Here is a 17,873-nt window from a genome sequence, read left to right as displayed (position 1 = left end):
GCTATGGCTAAAGAAAAGCAGCTCAGTCTGTGCGTCATTACGAAAAATGATGAGGCGTTTCTTCCCGTTTGTCTGAACGACATGCAGGAAACCGCCGACGAAATTCTTGTGGCCGACCTCGGCTCCGTCGACCGAACGGTCGAGCTGGCGGAACGGGCGGGAGCAAAAGTATACCGGCCCGTGTGGGAAGACGATTTCAGTAAAATCAAGAATTTCTGCATGGAGCACGCAGCCGGAAAATGGGTGCTGTTCCTACAGGCAGACGAGGAAATTTCTGAGGATGGCCGTAAAAAGCTGAAGTTTCTTCTGAAGAACCCCAATGCGGAAGGCTATCTCTTTTCTATTGGCTGCGACCCGAAAGAACGCAATATCACTACCCACACACAGTTTCTCCGGCTGATCCGTAACCGGGAAGAATATCGCTTTTGCTGCCGCTCCTTTGAATGGATTCCGGATGAAGTCCTTTTCTCCATCTGTGATTCCCGTCTTTGCATTGCGCACCGCGGAGAAAAAGCAGTGGGATGGCAGTTGGAGGAACGGAAACGCCTTCTGGAAAAAGATCTGGAGGAACACCCGCAGGACAGCTACGTGAGGTATCTGGAAGGGATCGAATTCCTGAATCGCGAAAATTGCCGGGAAAGCGCCGCCTCTTTGGAACAGGCGCGCCAAACGATCGGCTGCGGGCGCTTTTACGGTCCGCAGCTGTACAAATGCCTGGGGGTTTCCCTGCTGTCCCTCGGACGGTATGAGGAGGCCGAGGAAATCCTTGGCGAAGGTCTCCGGCTTTATTTCTTTTACAGCGATCTGCTGATTCTGCGCGCGGAACTGTACCGCCGGCTTGGCCGGAACCGGGAAGCGCTGGAGGACTTGAAAATCTGTCTCGCTCTCAGGAAAGAAGCGGATGCCCGCATACCCGGGCCGGAAATCGAGACTTCCGTCATTCGGGAAATGATGGAAAAAATCAAAATCTGCTAACACTTAGCGTTAAAGTCGTCCTACCCTGTGTCACCGGGAAGAGATAACCGACATAAAATAAAGTAGCTTAATACGGATGCGCTGCTCCTGACGAATCGGGTGGCCGCAAGCCGCGTCAATAATCTTGCTGATTGAAATCAGAGTCGGTCCTTCCGTATTAGGATTCATACGGAAAGGAGAAAATAGTATGGCAATCAAATTATTTCAACTGGCATCCACATCCTCGTCCATTCTGGATACCAACTACTTTACTACGGTAACCGCGTCTACGCCTATCGCGGTAAACGCCTCGGCAACATGGTCGGCCGCAAGATGGTCCACGGGCAGCGGCGCAACTGCAACTGGATTTGCTTCGCCGGGAGTTGACGGTAAATACCAGATGTTTATCAACGGCGTATTGCAGCAAAGTACCAACGTCACGGTCGTTACCGATTCAAGTGTCCACTTTGTAAACAACGGTACCGCTACCTATACAATCGCATCCGGTACGCCCATCACTCTCACCCTTGGAAAACTCGGCTCTACAGGGAAAGTGGTTGTGCCGTAACCTCTGCCGTAAAAAGCACCTGACTGATTCAGTAAAAGGGCCTTCCGGTTTTTCCCCGGAAGGCCCCCGCCAAATTTGTAGAAAAATTGGGCATCTGAAAATTCATAATTTTCGGTTGGAAATTACGGGGCGAATGCCCTGCTTTTTTTATACTCATTGAAGGAGAAGACAGCGGCTGGAAGTCTCTGCGGTAAGACGCAGGACGAAGTCGAAGCGGAAGCCGACCGGGAAGAAGAACGCGGAAAGGAATTGAAAGTGCGCCCTGAACGGCCTTTCAGCCATATCAAGGCGCAATAACACGTGTATTGTTTGATGGGAAAACCTCTCGGGAGTTTAGCGGGACGCCGGCTTATTCCGGGCTCCCTATGGAACCGTTTACTCGTGAATAATGACCATATAGAGTTTGAACAGTACGCCGTCCAAGGTGACATACAAACTGGTGGCGCCATTCGTTACCGCTTTGAATCCAAGCAGATAGGTATCGGTATCGTTCCCGCCGCCGGCAAGCTTTTTGAGTCGGGTGGAAACAACGGAGCTGTTGCCTGCGCAGTAGATCATTCGCGCATTATGCGGTACGCTCACTTTAGCCCAATAAATATCGCCGGCTTTTTTTGTCACATTTGAAGTGGTATCGCTCTTGATCGGACACGGACCGAGTTCAACTGTGAACAGTAAAGTTACCCTACCATTTACAGTTGCGTAGATACCGGTCGCACCGCCCTGTGAGCCGGCTACGCCGCAAACCTGCAACACGATTTGCCTTGTGACCGGATCCCAGTCTTTGACCAGATTGACGGCGGCGATTGCGCCGTTGCCCGGGCCGACGATCGGTTTTTCGTCACAAGTGACAGTAAAGACCCGAATGCTGCCGGCAGCCAGCGGAATATTTTCGCCGCTGAGGCTGGAGGTTGGAGTATTAATACTTTTTTGAGGTGTTGACGTTGTGCCGGATGAATTGTGACTGCTTCCGCCGTTGTTATTATCTGTCGGGGATGTGCTGTAGTTTACCTTGTAAGCAGGGTCATACGCGGGCCGTAACGCAGCGGAGTCAAAAAGAGGACTTTTATAATGGTCTGCCAGAATAACGCCTCTGTATGCGGGAACGGTGATTCTCACGTCTCCGTTGCTGACCGTATACGGATTGCCTGTCAACAGGTCCGTGTATTCTCCGTCTTTCACCGCGGAAGACACATTTAAGGTGATCTCTTTGTCCGTCTCCGTCCGGTTGGCCGCAATAATCAGCTGATCGCCTCCGTCCATGCGGGCATAGGAAATAACGTCGTCGTCATCTGCGTTTAAAGGTTCGATCTTTCCTCGCTGCAGGGCGCCGTACAGATGACGGATCGCCGCTAACTTAGCATACCATTCCACAACATCCTTGTCGCCTTCGCCCCACGCCATGGCGCGGCGGCAATCGGGGTCGTCTGCACCGGCCATCTGCAGTTCATCACCGTAATAAATCGTCGGCGCTCCCGGATAAGTCATTTGCAGCAACGATACCATGTACTGAAGCTGTTTTGCCTCATATGAGGTGCTTTCGACAGTCGGGAATGCTTTTTTGATATCGGAACCGTCCTGCCTGTCTTCCGCGATTCCGTCAAGCGCTGATACCAGCCTCGGCGTATCGTGGGAACCGACCAGGTTCATCATGGACTGGAACGCTTCGCGCGGATATCTCTCGCGCATCTTTTCAAGCCTTTTCATGGCAGCCGCAGAGGTCTCGGTTCCACGGGCATAGTTCAGTATCGCATTGCGGTACACATAATTCATGGCGGAATCATACATATCGCCTAGCAAATATTTCGTGGAATCACCCCACAGCTCGCCGATAATGACATTATCGGAATTCAGGGCTTTGACGGAGGTGCGCAGATGCTGCCAGGTTTCGTCGGACACACCGTCGGCGACGTCGAGGCGCCAGCCGTTGCTTCCCTTGGAAATCCAGTAGTTCGCCACGCTGTCCGGCCCTTCAATGATTTTGCCCGCCCAGCCGGGAGTCTGGTATTCGGAATTATTCGTAGATTTAATTTCAGGCATGCTGTCGTAGCCGGCCCAGCAGTCATATTTGTAAACACCCTTGTTCTGGCGTTCTCCCATCTTATCGCTGACCAGTACGTTGCCGTTCGGGTCTACGCTCCATGAAAAATAATCGTTTTGGATGTTGAACCATTGAGTATAAGTGTAATCCCTTACTCCCAATTTGCCAAAGTATGCTTTCGCCGCGGTTTCCGCCTGCTCCTGACTTAAATGCTTTTCATTCATCTGATCATAAACATACGCCCAGTAAGGATATGCCCCAATCTTATCGCTCTTTCCAAAATTGCGGTAATAGCGGTCGAAATACACCGAGTCGTCGGCAACATGATTGTAAACGCCGTCCAGAATGATTTTTATCCCGTTTTGTTCTGCGGATTGAACAAGTCTGGAAAAATCGCCTTCCGTACCGAGGATCGGATCGATTTTACTGTAGTCGGAGGTATCGTACCGATGGCTGGAAATCGAGTTCTGAATCGGATTGATGTAAATGGCATTGACGCCGAGCGCCTTTAGATAGCCGATGCGCTGAATAATCCCTTCCAGATCGCCCCCGTAAATTTCATCGCCGAAGGTCCCGTTGCCCTGAATCGCCTGAGCGGGATAATTTGGGTCTTTTTCACGGTCCGGATTTTCCGGATAACTATACCAGTCGCAGCCCTGCATGTCTTCAACAAACTCATAGTTCGCGCTCCCGCGCGCATGCGTTTGCGCGTGGTCGTTGGACTGATCCGCGTTATTGAAGCGGTCCGGGAATATCTGATAAATTACCGCGCCCTTCATCCAGTCCGGCGTTTTGAAATTCTTATCATAAATCACGAGATCATAAGGTTTCCCCTCGCCAAAATTGGATACCTGCCCTTTGCCGTAAAACCCGTCGTCATCATTGTACAGTCGGATATTTGTTCCATAATGTAAAACGAAGTAATAGGTATACTGGCCGGTACTGCTCCAGCTCTTGCTAACCGTCCAACATTTTACGGCGCTGTCGCCGGAAACTGCAAGAGACATTGAAATCACGTTTTTTTCAGAGCCAGGCCCGTTTATCATCAGATCCACGCCGGTACTATCCGTACCCGTTTGAATGCTGAAGGTTACGCTCTGATCCGTCTTTACCGCGCCGTATACGCTTTTGCACTTTTCGTCCTGCGTATTATAGTAGACTTTCGTACCGTCAATGTCCGCGTCGGACGAATCGCAATAGGAAAGCCCGGTATTGCCGTCATAGTAAAAAGTGACTTCCTTCGGGCTGCTCAGTTCAAAAGAACCGATTTGATTTGCTTCGTCTGCGGAAATCGTATAGGGCCCGTGCGTGCCTTTCGGCAGCTTCAGCGACGCGGTAAAGACTCCGTTCAGACCAAGGTCTTTCATTTGAGTCTTATCACCGCCGCCGCTTAACTCGATCGTCTTGCGTGAATAAGTAAGCGAGTTCGCGGACTGGTGGCTGAAATCACTGTAATACAGATCGACTGCCGCCGTCCCCTGAGGTACGTTCAGAACTATGTTGCTTCCGCCCGGTTCACCGTTCGTTCCGTAATTTTCGTTCCAGTGTTCATCCATGCATATTTTGTATGGGTACTGCTTCGCGCTGAGACCCTCCATATGATAAATGTATAGTCCATCGCCCTGATACGTCATCCTATCCTGTGTCGGCGCCCAGTTTTTCGTTGTAGAGGTATCGGCATACCACTCGCCCGGGATATAGACGCTGCGGCCGTTAAATTCCGGCTTATCAAAAACGGCATATTTGCCGTCGCCTGTTTTATCGGATTCATCCGGAAGCACATCCTTTCCGTCTATCTGAAAAACGTAGTTTATCTGTGCCGCACCGTCGCCAAACCACAGTTCGGAAGACGAAAAGCTCCTGTCTTTTTCATTATAGCTAAGTGCAGCGGTCTTGGCGTATTCCACGGCGGAGTCCTTGTAATATTTCACGTCCGCCTTCGCCGGCACGGTGTCCCCGGACAGCGGCATATGGAAGGACACCGTGCCGTTTTTATTCAGAACCGCTCCGTTCGGCACAGGTTCCGGCGACGGCTCCGAGCCGCTTAAAATTTTTGCGACGTCGTCCGCATTATTAATCGTGTCGAGGACGTCAAGATTTGCCGCGTCCTTTTCCGCCGTCGCATTGGAAGTGTCCAGCAGAAAAGTGACCGCTGTTTTTTTATCAACGGAAAACTTCTTGTTTGAAGCGAACGGCGTACTTTCGATCCAGTACCGACTTTCAAATACAACCTTGTATTCGTAATCGCCCGAGTCAAAATACTGGGTATATGCATATAATTGCGGGCCGATCGGTTTGAACTCCCAGCCTTTTTCCAACTTTTCATTCCAATTATCGTCTTTGCTGCCGCGTACCGTACCGATTAGCTGAACTTTTGCGGAAAACGGTTGTTCATGGATATTGTCGCCGCCGCTCTTGACGAAAAATCCAGGAGTCGCTATGGAATCCGTCAAAATGCCTTTTCCGTCGGAATGGTCCGTATAATCCGCGAAGATGCTGATCTCTTCCGTTCCTTTCGGCACCGTGATTTTAACATTTCCGGCACCGGATGCGGAGCTTCCGTCAGCCCCGACGGCCCAGTCCCAGCTGTCGTTAAAAGCGACCTTATACTCGAGCGGCGTATCCTGCTTTAATGGCTCCTGAAGTTTGAAGGTCCGTGTGAAAATGCCGCCGCCTATGTAGACCAGATGCGCATTCGGGTCATCCTGCTTCCACTTGCCCAAAACCTTCCCGTCAGTTCCCAGAGCGCCGATGGCGTCAATGCCGCCGACCCAGGTTGCTGATTTTGGAAACGCATCCGGATTATTGACGGAATCCTGCAGACCCTTTTGACTGTATCGGATGTAAACTGTCCCGCTCTCCGGAACCGTCACCGATTTATGGGTCCCAAGAATCTGGTAATTATGCTCTCCGGCCTCAAGTTCCACCGCGGCCTCATACACACCGTTGGTGTAAACATCCATGGCGCTTGGCGACCCGCTGTCGACGATAAGCGTCTGCGCCGGCGGCTCGGCGGCGGCCGCCGGCGTCCTCAGAATCAAGGCGTTGGACATTAAGACCGCCAGTGCCAGGCACAGGCTCAGCATCTGCATTGTACATTTCTTTACGTTTAACATTTTCTCCCCGCTTTCCTTTCGATTATGATTTTCACACTGTTCGCCGAATTCCGGAGGAACAGTTTCACCGGATCCCCTCTGAAATCTCCAGTCACGCAGTAAAAAAACCTCGCTGCAAAGTCGGCCGACACCGGGAGCGGCGCAGTTAGGAAGGCTCTCATTCTGCGGGACTTTTTTAAGAAAATCGCCGCCCTAAAAAGTTTAAAAATATTCGAAAATTTAGAAATTTTTTTCGAGCACCTTGTTTTTGCTTTTAAAAAAATATAACATCTATAATTGCAAATGTCAATAATAATTTTTATAACTATTAAAAATTTTCAGTAAATAAGCAGTCGCACCTGATAGGTCTGGGGCTGTCTTTAAATATTGCTCGGAGTATTTTCGAAAATTCTCGCATTATTCGAGAAAAATTTTAACAAAGGTATAGAAATCTCTATTCTCGATATCCGGGCCATATTAGTCGTTGTTTGTAGCATAAAGCTGAAGGACTCAAGCATCATCACTTTTCGCCAGTTCCCAAATTGTTCGGACTGGTTGGGCCTATATGGTGAAGCGTTCTACCAATCATATTAAAAAGAGGTTTTCCTGCGTTTTTTCAGCTTTGGTTACGGTTACATTTTATTACAAATTAGTGTAAATCGTTGCAAATGGAAATAAAGCAGGATAGAAACATCTAAGCAAGGGTCTCTTTCTAAAATAGTCACCCCCGGCACAGCCGGGGGGTCTTCCTATGCGGGCAAAGCCCTGTTTTACTGGCAGCGCCTCAAGGCGCTCGGAGTTTTCTTACGCTTGCAACGAAGCTTCTCACCCCCTCCCGCAAACAAGACAAAACGAAAATCGAAAGCACATTTGGTGCGGAAGGGGACCGATACGGGAGGGGGCTGCGCCCCTCCCTGCCAAAGCCCTTCTCGTTTCATGGAAGCTGCCTGTTTTTGCTTTGACACCGAAACGGAAGGATTGTGGGTAAAGTTTAGCTTGCATTTTTACTCACCGCTAAAGCTTTTTTGAACTCCCGGCATCGCCGGGAGTTTTCGCACTACAATAAAATGGCCGTCCCAAACGGGACGGCCACTGTTATTCCTGCTTGAACATCTCAAAAACTTCGTCAATAGACTTTCCGCTTTCCTGAATCTTTTGATAGAGCATTTCAACCTCAGATTTCTTTCTCTGCTCCAACAGGTCTTTTTTCTGAGCCTTGAGTTCATTCAGCTTATCCTGATGAGTTGATATTTGAGCATCAATCTTTTCAATTTGTTCATTGAAAGTTTCAAGAGCTGTTTTCTTTTTTCCACGCGGCATTGGCGAACGCCTCCCTTTTTCTATTTCTTCCAGTATATCACCGTGAGCGATAAATGCAATGATTCAGTTAATAAATCGTAGGACATTTTTCGATAAAAATGCCGCCCTGACAAGGCGGCATTTTAGAGGGGAGGAAGTGTTATGAAAAAGTATATATAAAGACCTCAACGTGAGGCGCTTGTAATTAGTCTGCGGGCCTGCGGTCCGGTATTCCGTCCTTGCCACCGGCCTAATGCAGCGTACTTCTTTTCACTTGGAACAATTATAGAATACGGGGAAATTATGACAGGGCAATGAAAGTCTTTTGAAAATTCTGAATACTTTCTGTGAATAGAGTATGGACGGCTTCAGAAAAAGAAGCAAGGATTGTTCGAAATGCTCTCCCAAATTGAAGCGCTACGGCACTTCGTTCCATATCAGCCTGCTCGGATACCATCCGGTCGAAAATGCCCTACATTCTTTCCAAAAGCGTAACGAAATACTACAAAACATTCAGAAATACAACTAAGCTGTCAATTTTTTTCCCATCTGAACTCCAAATACTAACATTGTTGCCTTTTTTGATTACTTCGCTTTCATTTGAAATAAAATCAGAATACAATATTTGTTCATAACGTTGATGTTCACCGGAAACTGTACTGAAAAAGTAGTCTATTTTAACATAGCAAATATATATTCGACTGTCGGGCGTTATTTTAACGTTCAGGAGTTCCTTCTTTTCCGAAGCATTGTGTACCCTTTTTTCAACCGTCAGTATGGAATCCTTTACTTCAACAAACTTTCCGCTAAGATAATTTTGCGTTTCGATAAAATCTTCAACAAGTTCTCTGTTTTCTACAGTAATTTTCGTTGGAGATATTAAAAACAAATCCGTATTGTTCACAAACATAATGCCAAAGGCAATACTCCCCGATATCAATACCAACGCTGTCACGGAAACAAGAAATGATAAATTTGATTTCGATTGTTTCTTTATTGTTGTGAATAACAGATATCCGGTGATAACTCCTATTGTGTTAAATATTAAATCATCAATATCAGTGCTTCCCAATCCCAAAATAAACTGTATTATTTCGATAAATGCACTAAAAATAACACCGTTCAAAATAATATTCTTATTTTCCTTTTTCAAGATCATTGGCAGTAGTAAGCCAAAAGGAATGAAAATAATAATATTCCCAAAAACATTTTCCAAGATTCGCATTAATGAAACGTCAGTACTAATCATATCAAAAATTGACTTGAAAGGAATGATGCTTATTGTCCGCTCGCTTGCGCCAATGGCAGCGAACAAGTTATACATGGGTGCTTGCTTAAAAAGTGTAATGCGAAGCAAAAAAACGATATAAAGTATAAAGAATGCATATATGCAACAACTCAATATTCTTTCTTTTTTACCAATCTTATTATCCATAACTCTCTCTCCTGTAAGTTGACGTATAAAAACGGTTCGCTTTATTCAGTATGATTGTACCAAATAAAAGCAAACCGTTGATTTTTTATTTCTTGAGAAAATCTTATTTTTTTCTTATCATTCCTGCATATTATTACCGATAGGCAAGGTAATCGTAAACACGGTATTTTCTTCAAAACTTTCTGCGGTGATTGTTCCATTGTGCATTCTCATAATCTCCTTTGCGATTGCTAACCCAAGTCCTGTACCGCCTAGATCAGAATCTCCGAATTCATCTGCACGATAAAATTTATCAAATATACGTTCTAATTTATCATTCGGTATTGTTTCACCATGATTTTTAATTTTTGCAATTATATATTTGTTTGATTTCTTTGCCGAGACTTCAATAACACTTTGCGGGTAACTAAATGTAATTGCATTTTTTATGACATTGTTAAAAACCCTCGCAATTTTTTCCGCATCAACAAAAATAAATAAATCGTCGGCAAGGTCTAAATTTAAGCATAGCCCTTTTTGTTGTAGAAGCGGATAAAATTCATCTGCTATTTGTTCAATTAAAAAGCACAAATCAGTTTCTTTTTTTACTAACGCTTTGTCTGATAGGCTGTAACGTGTAATATCAAAAAATTCATCTATTAAATTTTCAAACTTTAAAGCTTTTTCAAAAGCTGTTCTGATAAATTTATTTCTTTGTTCCTCCGGCATATCCGGCGCTTCACATAAAAGGCTTAAATATCCGATAACGGAAGCAAGGGGAGTTCTTATATCATGAGCAAGATAGGTAAGGGTATCAGATTTTTTCTGAATTTCTATTTCCTTTAAATGCTGTTGTTCCCTATTTTGAGTTTTTAAAAGATTTAGCCAATTTTGCAAATCCGAAAATTCTGCGGGCAATCCGATATCGTCTGCGGAATTATCTAAAACAGAGTCCAGACTGTCCATGATTTTCATAATCTTTCGTGAGGAATTCCATTCAACTCCAATCCATACCAGAAATTGTGATGTTACAATAATAAAGAGAATAACTGCCGGTTCATAGCCATGAATTAAATAAGCTAAATCATAGCCAATCATTCTTTCAAGTATTATATAAAAATTATTCGGATATGCTACCATTATCACAAAATAGCAAATAGCAAAAATAACTAATATGGCAATTGCCCCTACTAAATGCCGAAATAAAGTTGTTTTTTTATATTTTCCTGAAAATTTCTTATTCAATGATATACCCCACTCCCCATATAGTTTTAATAAATTTGGGTTTATCTCCAGTATCATATAATTTTTCTCTTATATGCCTAATTTGAACCATTACTGTATTCCTACTGTTTTTAAAATATTTCTCACCCCATACCTGTTGAAAGAGTTCGTCTGCGCTAAAAACCTTCCCTCTGTTTTTGCACAAAAGCCATAATATTGAAAATTCTGTGGGTGTGAACTTAATTGTTTTACCGTTTAAATTACATTCATGAGAAGTTTTATTAAGAAAAAGCCCCATTACCATAAGTGTTTCCGACGTATTGTTTTCTTTTCCGTCATAATGCTGCACTCGTCTTAATTGAGCCTTTACCCGTGCTACTAATTCAAGTGGCAAAAAAGGTTTTGTAACGTAATCATCTGCTCCCAAAGATAGTCCTGTAACACGATCCATCCCTTCTGTTTTGGAAGTAAGTATAATGATAGGATAAGTATATTTTTCTCGGATTGATTTACACAATTCAAATCCATTTCCATCTGGTAACATCACATCTATAATTGCCAAATCAAAACTCTCGTTTTTTATAAGCATAAGTGCGTCCCGTGAAGAATAGCACTTAAACACTTGAAAATTTTCATTTTGTAAGAACACTTCTATTAAATCAGTAATTTCTTTTTCATCATCAATAACTAGTATTTTCTCATTCATTATATACGCCCCTTACCTTATATCTTTTATCTGCGGGCTTTTCTGTATCTTTTGGTATCATCCACATACGGCTAAATCGCATCACACCGGGTATACGGCTTTCCTCGCAAAGCCTTTGCACCCTCCGTTCCGAAATGCCCCATTTTTTCGCTGCTTCCGGGGCAGAAATATAATCCATATTCACCCGTCCTTTCCAAGTCAATAATAATAGTATATACGGACAACCGAACAATAGTAAGATATTAACTGAATAAATATGATTCAGTCTCATATATGTAATCATATCTAAGAAAGTAATGTAGCAACAACTCCTCCGGTCTTTTCCAAAAGATTCTTTTAGAGTCTTTCAGTAATTAGAGGCATTCCGCTTGAATTTTAATCCACGCACCCCGTGAGAGGTGCGACCAGCCTCATGGCAGCCATCCCGCCGTAGGCGGCTGCTTCCAGCAGCGGCATAACCGTCTCTCTGTTTTCTTCGGTAACGATCACGAGCGGCTGCGTGTTTTCGTCAATCAGGCGAAAATCCCCGGCATATCGGGCGTAATTGAACCCAAATCCGTCAATTCCGCAGGAAGCGGGGGAGAACGCCGTTTTGAAATCCATCGACTTTCTGCTGTCAAGCGTATAGGCATAAAACCGGCTAAAGTAAAACTCGACTGCCTCTGGAGAAGCCACATCGTCATATCTTTAAAAAGAATTTTTTGATTGAATCTGTTAAGGAGCGCCGCGGCGCTCCTTTTCACTTGAGACAGTACTTTTAGATTCTACTGAAACTGAGCGCTCCGTTTGGGCGGCAGAATAATAATCGCCTCCGCAGGTAAATGGGTTGATCACGGGAAATGGGTCGACACAATTGGGATATTTCCCATACCGCTTTCATAAACCGTCATATTATACTGATTATATTTTAATATATATTCTTTCGTAGTATTTACCCCCTACTTAATTTATTTCATGTAATATTCATGATAAACCAATAGCAGGAAAATTTCCAAGACTTAGAACCTATCCATAAATCAAGAAACGGTCACATAAATCTTGATTTATTTGTCGGCTTTCCATAACTGCATTTCACGGTATTGTACAGGTGATCATCTGTTCAGTAAGCCGTCCCGCGATTGCTGCTTTCGGGAATCGGCTCCTCTGCGTTCTCTTCATTCATAGGTCTCTTCGCTCCATGGAAATAGCCCGCCAACTTTACCCAGTGATTTTTCTTATTCAGGGCTATTCCAAACGGAAGATCCAATTTTAGCTGTTCAAAACATTCCTGACGATACATCTACATCCTACCTGCAAAGTTATTTGCTCGCCGTGAAAGCTTCCTTTTGCACTATTATATCATTATAACGCATAATTTCCCGCATCTTCTGCACTTTTTTCCCATTCAGTGGACCCTACTTATACCATGATTCTAGAGGCGTTTCGACCCTTTTATCTAACGGTTGAAGGCCTGCCTGTCCAGAAGACAGGCAGGCCTTTTCACTGGAAATATAAATCAGGTTTTGGTTCAGCTATTCGGGTGAATCTTTTCCGAGGCCTGAACACAGACGGTGACGCCGTCGAAATCCGCGGTCGTCAGGTTTGCGTCATCCTGCAAAATTTTGTTGTGCAGGTCGACGTCCGGCAGCCTGCGAAAACCGGGGTTTGCCTGAGAGCGGAGCAGCGCATTCGCAAGAACATCGCGCGCCGTGTTGAACGAATCAAAGGTGTGCGTAAATTTCAGCCAGTTGTAGTCTTCAGTGGAGGCTGCCGCAGTAATGTACCAGGCTTTTTGGTAGAAGGTAGCGCCAAAGGTTCGAAAATGATGGATATTCTGATGCAGAAAGCCTTTATCAACGTAGGCGGTAAATTCGCCGTCCGGCTTCTGCCGGAACAGGCGGTTCTGCAGATAGCCGGTGTATCCGCCGGAATGCATAGAACTTTTGCTGAAAGACGGGTCTGAATTGGAAATGGCGGCAAAGAATCGGTCATTGGCGTTTTCTGAAGAGGTTGCATACGGGTCCACATAAATAAAGTTAATCATTTCCTGCACCTTTTTGTCGCCGTACTTCGAATAGGTCTGTCCCAGGTAATCGGCAACCGTCTGTCCATCAGACTGCAGCATCCATTTGCCCACAAGAAGCCCGTTCGGCAGCGGCGACTGCTCGCTGGCGGCGGCAAAAGCACCGACACTGCTGGTGAGGAAAAGCGCAAGTATGACCACAAAGGCGGCCGCCGTTTGGAACGGCTTGCGGACTCGGCTTCCTTTTCCGCTGAATTCTTTCATGTTTCATCGTTCCTTATTGTTGATGGCGAGACCTTCATCCCGCATGGTACCTCAGCTTTAATCGGCAATGCCCTGCGGCGCGGCGTGCGAGAGAGACAAAAAAACAGATTATTTCATGCCGGATTTTGCAAAGCTTTCGATAAACTGCCGCTGAAAAAACAGAAAGATGAGCAGCAGTGGGGCAACGACCAGACAGGTGGCGGCGCAGATGTCGCCCCACTGAGCTCCCGTTTCGTAAGCCTGTGCAAAAACCGCGAGGCCCAGCGTCAGGGGACGCTTGTTCACATCGTTGATCATGACGAGGGGCCACAGGAAATCATTCCAGTGGTACGAAACGGAAATTAACCCGAATGCGGCGTAAGTCGGCTTCAGCAGCGGGGCGTAGACGGACCAAATGATCTTCCAGGTAGAGCAGCCCTCCATTTTTGCCGCTTCCTCCAACTCCGCCGGAAGCGTCCGCAGATTTTGCCGCATAAGGAAAATTCCCATGGCGGAGGCGAAAAAGGGAAGCATGATGCCGGGCAGGGTGTTGACCAAACCGAAATCCGTCATGAGCTGATACATCGGAAAAATCAGCACATCCGGCGTGATCATCAGCTGCGCCATGAATAGCGTAAACAAAACATTTTTTCCGAAGAAATCCAGGCGTGCAAATGCGTACCCGGCAAGCGTAATGAAAAAAATTTGGACAGCGAGGGTCCCCACCACGATCAGAATGGTGTTCAGGTAATAGGTGTTAAACGGCGCGGCACTAAGCACATCCTGAAAATTCTCCAGAGTGGGGGCTGCGGTTGCGGACAGGCCAATCGCGACGGACTGGGGCAGGAACGCGGTGCGGACCATCCAGAGAAGCGGAATCAGCCAAACAAGCGCCATCAGGTACATGACGACGTGAAACACAGCGGACGCCGCTGAAATTTTTTCTTTCACAAAGCATCCTCCTAACTGTAGAAAATCTTTTTGTCCTGACGAAAAAAGCTGAACGCGGAAATCAGCAGCAGGAAGATCGCCAGCATGCTGGTGATAGCGGATGCTTTTCCGATATCCCAAAAATTAAACCCGGTCTGATACACGTAGTAAAGGAGCATGTTGCTGGAATTGTTGGGCCCACCGTCGGTCATCAAATACAGATAGTCCACGATTTTATACGAATCCGTCAGGGCGATGATGCCCGCGAACAGAGTGATGGGTTTGAGCAGGGGCCAAGTGACGCAGCGGAAGATGCGAAAAGAACCCGCACCGTCGATCTGTGCCGCCTCATAAACGTCGCTTGAAATATTTTGCAAGCCGGAAAGGTAAAAAATCATAAAATATCCGGACTGCTTCCAGATGAGCATGATCAGTAAGGCCGGCAGGACCGTGGAGGGGGTCCCCAGAAGATTGCAGGTGCTATTGATCAGCCCGATCAATCCGTACTGCGGCGTGTAGATAAATAGCCAGATATTGGCGCACGCGATCATTGGGAGGATGACCGGATAGAAAAATGCAGCCCGTACCAGCCACCTGGCGTGCCGCACGGTGTTTGCAAACAGCGCCATTGCCAGTGCGATGATAATATCAGCCGGAATCGTCACGGCGGCGACAATCAGGTTGTTCCAAAAAGACCGGCGGAACACATTGTCATGAAATAAATCAATATAATTTTGAATTCCGATAAACACGGCTTGAACCTGTGAAAGATTTTCACTGAATAAGCTGCCGAACAAAGTCTGTAAAATGGGATAGAGAGTGAAAACACATAAAAAGAGTAAGGACGGCAGAATCAAGGCCCACGCGGTATAGGTGACAACGGCCTTTTTTCTGCTGGCAGCGCGTGCTTTTTTCCGCAGGCGCAGTCCGCTTTTGTGTTGCTGCCCCGCCTGCGGCGCGGCGCTTGAAAGCGTCCGTTCCTTGCCGGGCCGGGACAATTTTGTAACTTCTTGATTCATGCGCATCGTTCCGTTTCTAGGCAAAAGCCTTCGGGTGAATTCCTCCGAAGGCTTGTCCTGTTTTCCTGTTGAACTGCGGCGGGAAGAATTATTTCTGATAGGGCTTTAGATATCCTTCCGCTTTGTTCTGAGCGTCGTCCAGCGACTGCTGAACGCTTTTGGAGCCGGTCAGGACGTTCTGAATATTGTCCTCGATTGCCTTTGTCACTTTTCCGTTTTCATGGGTAGAAAGCTCCGCGGCCGCGTATTCCAGCTGATCCCTTGCCACCGTGGCATACGGAAAATCCTTAGTGTACTTCTTCATTTCATCTGTTTCATAGGCGGACTTTCTGGGCGCGACATAGCCGGTGTTAATGCTCCACTGCGCAATTCGCTCCGGCGTAGTCATCCACTTGACAAATTCCCATGCGGCCTGCTGGTTTGCTTGCGGTTTGTCTTTGAAGATGTAAAAATTGCCGCCGCCGGTTGGAGAACCGTATGTGTCTTTCTTTGGAAGCATGGCGACGCCGAACTTGAATTTGGCGTTTTTCTTCACGTTGGTCAGGTTCCCGGTAGTGTGATACATCATGGCCGTTTTTCCCTGCAAAAAGTCGGTTGGTGTGGTCGCCCATTCGATGGTTCCCTTGGGCATCACGCCGTTGTCGGCAAGGCTTTTCCAGAACGTTAACCCCTTGACGGTTTCCGGCGCGTTGAAAAACACTTGATTGCCGTCGCTGTTCATCAGGTTTTTGCCGTTCTGCTGGAGTGTAAAGGTCTGCAGCATCCAGTAAGCGTAGCCAGTGGAGGGGATTTCAATGCCGTAGCGGCCCGGCTTTGTGAGCTTCTTCGCGTCGCTCACCAGCTCGTCCCAAGAGGAAGGCGCTTTTTCCGGGTCCAGTCCGGCTTCCTGAAACGCGTCTTTGTTGTAATAAAGGACAATGGTGCTGCGTTGGAACGGGATTCCCCAGGTTTTTCCCTGCGTCTGCGTATTCAGCATAAAACCGGGGTAAAAATCGTCGATGAGTTTTTTGGTGTCTTCTTTGCTGTCGTTTTTCGCGACGGTGTCAACATCTACAATCGCGTTCATGTCCAAAAGTGAAAACAAATCGGTGGAAAACATGATGGCAACATCGGGGCCGTTTCCGCTTTTTAGTCCAGTTTGCACCTTTGTGCGGGTATCGGCGTAACTGCCGGTGTAAACGGGATTCACCTTAACGTCGGGATGCTCTTTTGTAAAATCAACGCAAAGCTGGTCGATAATCTTGGTGAGGGGCCCGCCGACGGAAACGGGGTAATAGAAGTTCAGGCTCACGTTTGAGGAAGCGCCGGTAGAGGCGCTTTTACCGTTTTGTGCCGGGACGCCCACCGGAGAGGAACATGCCGTCAGCGAAGTGCAGGCCACGCCGAGTGCGATTGCGGCGGTGAATAATTTTTTTAGTTTCATTCCATTCGAAACTCCTTTCAATTGCAGACCTTACCATTTGTTTTTTTAATCTATCATTTACTGCCTTGCGGCAGGAACGCGTTAGTCAGGAACCAAACCCCGAAGCGGGACGGGGCAGACCAAACTCGTTTGGAAAGGCCCGCGCCAAGAGCGCCGAGCCCTCTATCAGTTTCTTCATGGGAGTGCCGATCTCATATTCCAAAACCAGACGAAGTTCCGGCCGGCATTCCCGCAGGGAACGGTACACGGACGGCCATGGGATACTGCCCTCTCCAATGGGCAGGTGGAAATCTTCGTCACCGTTGTTGTCATGGAAATGGACAGCAAATAAATACGGGTTTAGGCGGCCAATGGTCTGTGGGAGATCCCACCCGCACAAATGCGCGTGCCCCACGTCGAGCAGGCTTCCGATTCTGCCGCCGAACCCCTCGATGAAACCAATGTATTCTTCCTGTGTGAAAATCGAGGTTTTCGCGGTTCCGACGTTTTCCACGAGCAAAGGAACGCGGTAGGGGGCATTGAACCTGCACAGTTCCTCGATGGCCTGAGCCGCTCGTTTGCGCGCTGTTTCTTTTCTGAAAACCGAGGCATAACAGAAACCCGGGTGAATGACCACATGCTCTGCATGAACGGCGGCCGCGAAAACAATGGAAGACCGGTAAGCGTCTATCGCGGCCTGCCTGGCCTGCGCGTTTTCGCTGGTCAGGTTTATGTCCCAGACTGGGGTATGAACGGAATACTGAAGCGGCAGGCCGGAAAGCAGGCGCCAAACTCCCGCGTGCGCAGATTGAATTCATTCCACTCGGCGCCGTCTAGTAGCAGTTCAACGGCTGTGCCGCCGGATTGAATTATGTTTTTAAGGCTCTCTTGAACAGGGATACCGATTTGATTCAAGCTTGAATAATAAATGTTCATGGAACAACTCCCAAACTAATAATTAGTAATAATATCTAATTTA

General features: G+C 46.9%; 15 protein-coding genes. 2 read left to right on the top strand and 13 right to left on the bottom strand.

The genetic code is table 11. The annotated features are described in order from the left end of the window. Positions 1–3: 3 nt before the first annotated feature. Together HCR03_RS17625 and HCR03_RS17620 are read left to right on the top strand one after the other, a co-directional pair. The gene (locus HCR03_RS17625; protein ID WP_066643782.1) at positions 4–975 is read left to right on the top strand and encodes a glycosyltransferase; all 972 of its coding nucleotides are present in this window, start codon (positions 4–6) and stop codon (positions 973–975) included. A 187-nt stretch (positions 976–1,162) separates the two neighbouring features. Further along, positions 1,163–1,522, top strand: a complete 360-nt coding sequence (locus HCR03_RS17620; protein WP_066643783.1) for a DUF4183 domain-containing protein — start codon at positions 1,163–1,165, stop codon at positions 1,520–1,522. A 375-nt stretch (positions 1,523–1,897) separates the two neighbouring features. Here HCR03_RS17620 and HCR03_RS17615 read toward each other — a convergent pair whose 3' ends face one another. The 13 genes from HCR03_RS17615 to HCR03_RS17560 form a co-directional block, all read right to left on the bottom strand. After that, on the bottom strand, positions 1,898–6,676 hold the full coding sequence (locus HCR03_RS17615) for an alpha-amylase family glycosyl hydrolase (RefSeq protein ID WP_187035665.1): 4,779 nt from the start codon (positions 6,674–6,676) through the stop codon (positions 1,898–1,900). Positions 6,677–7,750: 1,074 nt separating this feature from the next. Continuing rightward, a complete protein-coding gene (locus HCR03_RS17610) occupies positions 7,751–7,975 on the bottom strand; it encodes a hypothetical protein (RefSeq protein ID WP_066643785.1) in 225 nt (74 codons plus the stop codon). A 481-nt stretch (positions 7,976–8,456) separates the two neighbouring features. Further along, positions 8,457–9,389 carry a VanZ family protein gene (locus tag HCR03_RS17605; protein WP_187035663.1) on the bottom strand — a complete coding sequence of 311 codons (933 nt, stop codon included), beginning with the start codon at positions 9,387–9,389 and terminating at the stop codon, positions 8,457–8,459. A gap of 117 nt (positions 9,390–9,506) precedes the next feature. Next, positions 9,507–10,670 (bottom strand): sensor histidine kinase, encoded by a 1,164-nt coding sequence (locus HCR03_RS17600; RefSeq protein ID WP_187035660.1) that lies wholly within the window; start codon positions 10,668–10,670, stop codon positions 9,507–9,509. After that, entirely contained in the window at positions 10,606–11,298 is a 693-nt protein-coding gene (vanR, locus tag HCR03_RS17595) for a VanR-ABDEGLN family response regulator transcription factor (protein WP_187035658.1), read from the bottom strand. Before vanR ends, HCR03_RS17600 begins: the two co-directional genes overlap by 65 nt. Beyond that, on the bottom strand, positions 11,291–11,476 hold the full coding sequence (locus HCR03_RS19905) for a helix-turn-helix domain-containing protein (protein WP_228725011.1): 186 nt from the start codon (positions 11,474–11,476) through the stop codon (positions 11,291–11,293). Before HCR03_RS19905 ends, vanR begins: the two co-directional genes overlap by 8 nt. 197 nt (positions 11,477–11,673) lie before the next feature. Continuing rightward, entirely contained in the window at positions 11,674–11,901 is a 228-nt protein-coding gene (locus HCR03_RS17590) for a hypothetical protein (protein ID WP_187035656.1), read from the bottom strand. Between the two features lie 904 nt (positions 11,902–12,805). Then, positions 12,806–13,564 carry a hypothetical protein gene (locus HCR03_RS17585; protein ID WP_066643791.1) on the bottom strand — a complete coding sequence of 253 codons (759 nt, stop codon included), beginning with the start codon at positions 13,562–13,564 and terminating at the stop codon, positions 12,806–12,808. A 108-nt stretch (positions 13,565–13,672) separates the two neighbouring features. Next, positions 13,673–14,494, bottom strand: a complete 822-nt coding sequence (locus HCR03_RS17580) for a carbohydrate ABC transporter permease (protein WP_207727256.1) — start codon at positions 14,492–14,494, stop codon at positions 13,673–13,675. Between the two features lie 11 nt (positions 14,495–14,505). Next, complete coding sequence (locus tag HCR03_RS17575; RefSeq protein WP_187035654.1) at positions 14,506–15,492, bottom strand: carbohydrate ABC transporter permease; 987 nt, start codon at positions 15,490–15,492, stop codon at positions 14,506–14,508. 88 nt (positions 15,493–15,580) lie between these two features. Next, positions 15,581–16,915 (bottom strand): ABC transporter substrate-binding protein, encoded by a 1,335-nt coding sequence (locus tag HCR03_RS17570; protein ID WP_066643793.1) that lies wholly within the window; start codon positions 16,913–16,915, stop codon positions 15,581–15,583. Between the two features lie 85 nt (positions 16,916–17,000). Continuing rightward, positions 17,001–17,621, bottom strand: coding sequence for a sugar phosphate isomerase/epimerase family protein (locus HCR03_RS17565; protein ID WP_267459252.1), 621 nt, complete (start codon positions 17,619–17,621; stop codon positions 17,001–17,003). Between the two features lie 2 nt (positions 17,622–17,623). Continuing rightward, complete coding sequence (locus HCR03_RS17560) at positions 17,624–17,830, bottom strand: hypothetical protein (RefSeq protein ID WP_187035652.1); 207 nt, start codon at positions 17,828–17,830, stop codon at positions 17,624–17,626. Positions 17,831–17,873: the final 43 nt, after the last annotated feature.

This window comes from Caproicibacter fermentans (assembly GCF_014303955.1).
In the GTDB taxonomy this organism is placed as follows: domain Bacteria; phylum Bacillota; class Clostridia; order Oscillospirales; family Acutalibacteraceae; genus Caproicibacter; species Caproicibacter fermentans.
Note: the sequence above shows the minus strand (reverse complement) of the source record. Positions and strands in the feature narration are given on the sequence as shown.

Coding starts and splice junctions, on each gene's coding strand:
- HCR03_RS17600 (WP_187035660.1), bottom strand. CDS start 10,670: ATGATACTGGAGATAAACCCAAATTTATTAAAACTATATGGGGAGTGG.
- HCR03_RS17570 (WP_066643793.1), bottom strand. CDS start 16,915: ATGAAACTAAAAAAATTATTCACCGCCGCAATCGCACTCGGCGTGGCC.
- HCR03_RS17590 (WP_187035656.1), bottom strand. CDS start 11,901: ATGGATTTCAAAACGGCGTTCTCCCCCGCTTCCTGCGGAATTGACGGA.
- HCR03_RS17560 (WP_187035652.1), bottom strand. CDS start 17,830: ATGAACATTTATTATTCAAGCTTGAATCAAATCGGTATCCCTGTTCAA.
- HCR03_RS17620 (WP_066643783.1), top strand. CDS start 1,163: ATGGCAATCAAATTATTTCAACTGGCATCCACATCCTCGTCCATTCTG.
- HCR03_RS17615 (WP_187035665.1), bottom strand. CDS start 6,676: ATGTTAAACGTAAAGAAATGTACAATGCAGATGCTGAGCCTGTGCCTG.
- HCR03_RS17605 (WP_187035663.1), bottom strand. CDS start 9,389: ATGGATAATAAGATTGGTAAAAAAGAAAGAATATTGAGTTGTTGCATA.
- HCR03_RS17575 (WP_187035654.1), bottom strand. CDS start 15,492: ATGAATCAAGAAGTTACAAAATTGTCCCGGCCCGGCAAGGAACGGACG.
- HCR03_RS17625 (WP_066643782.1), top strand. CDS start 4: ATGGCTAAAGAAAAGCAGCTCAGTCTGTGCGTCATTACGAAAAATGAT.
- HCR03_RS19905 (WP_228725011.1), bottom strand. CDS start 11,476: ATGGATTATATTTCTGCCCCGGAAGCAGCGAAAAAATGGGGCATTTCG.
- vanR (WP_187035658.1), bottom strand. CDS start 11,298: ATGAATGAGAAAATACTAGTTATTGATGATGAAAAAGAAATTACTGAT.
- HCR03_RS17585 (WP_066643791.1), bottom strand. CDS start 13,564: ATGAAAGAATTCAGCGGAAAAGGAAGCCGAGTCCGCAAGCCGTTCCAA.
- HCR03_RS17610 (WP_066643785.1), bottom strand. CDS start 7,975: ATGCCGCGTGGAAAAAAGAAAACAGCTCTTGAAACTTTCAATGAACAA.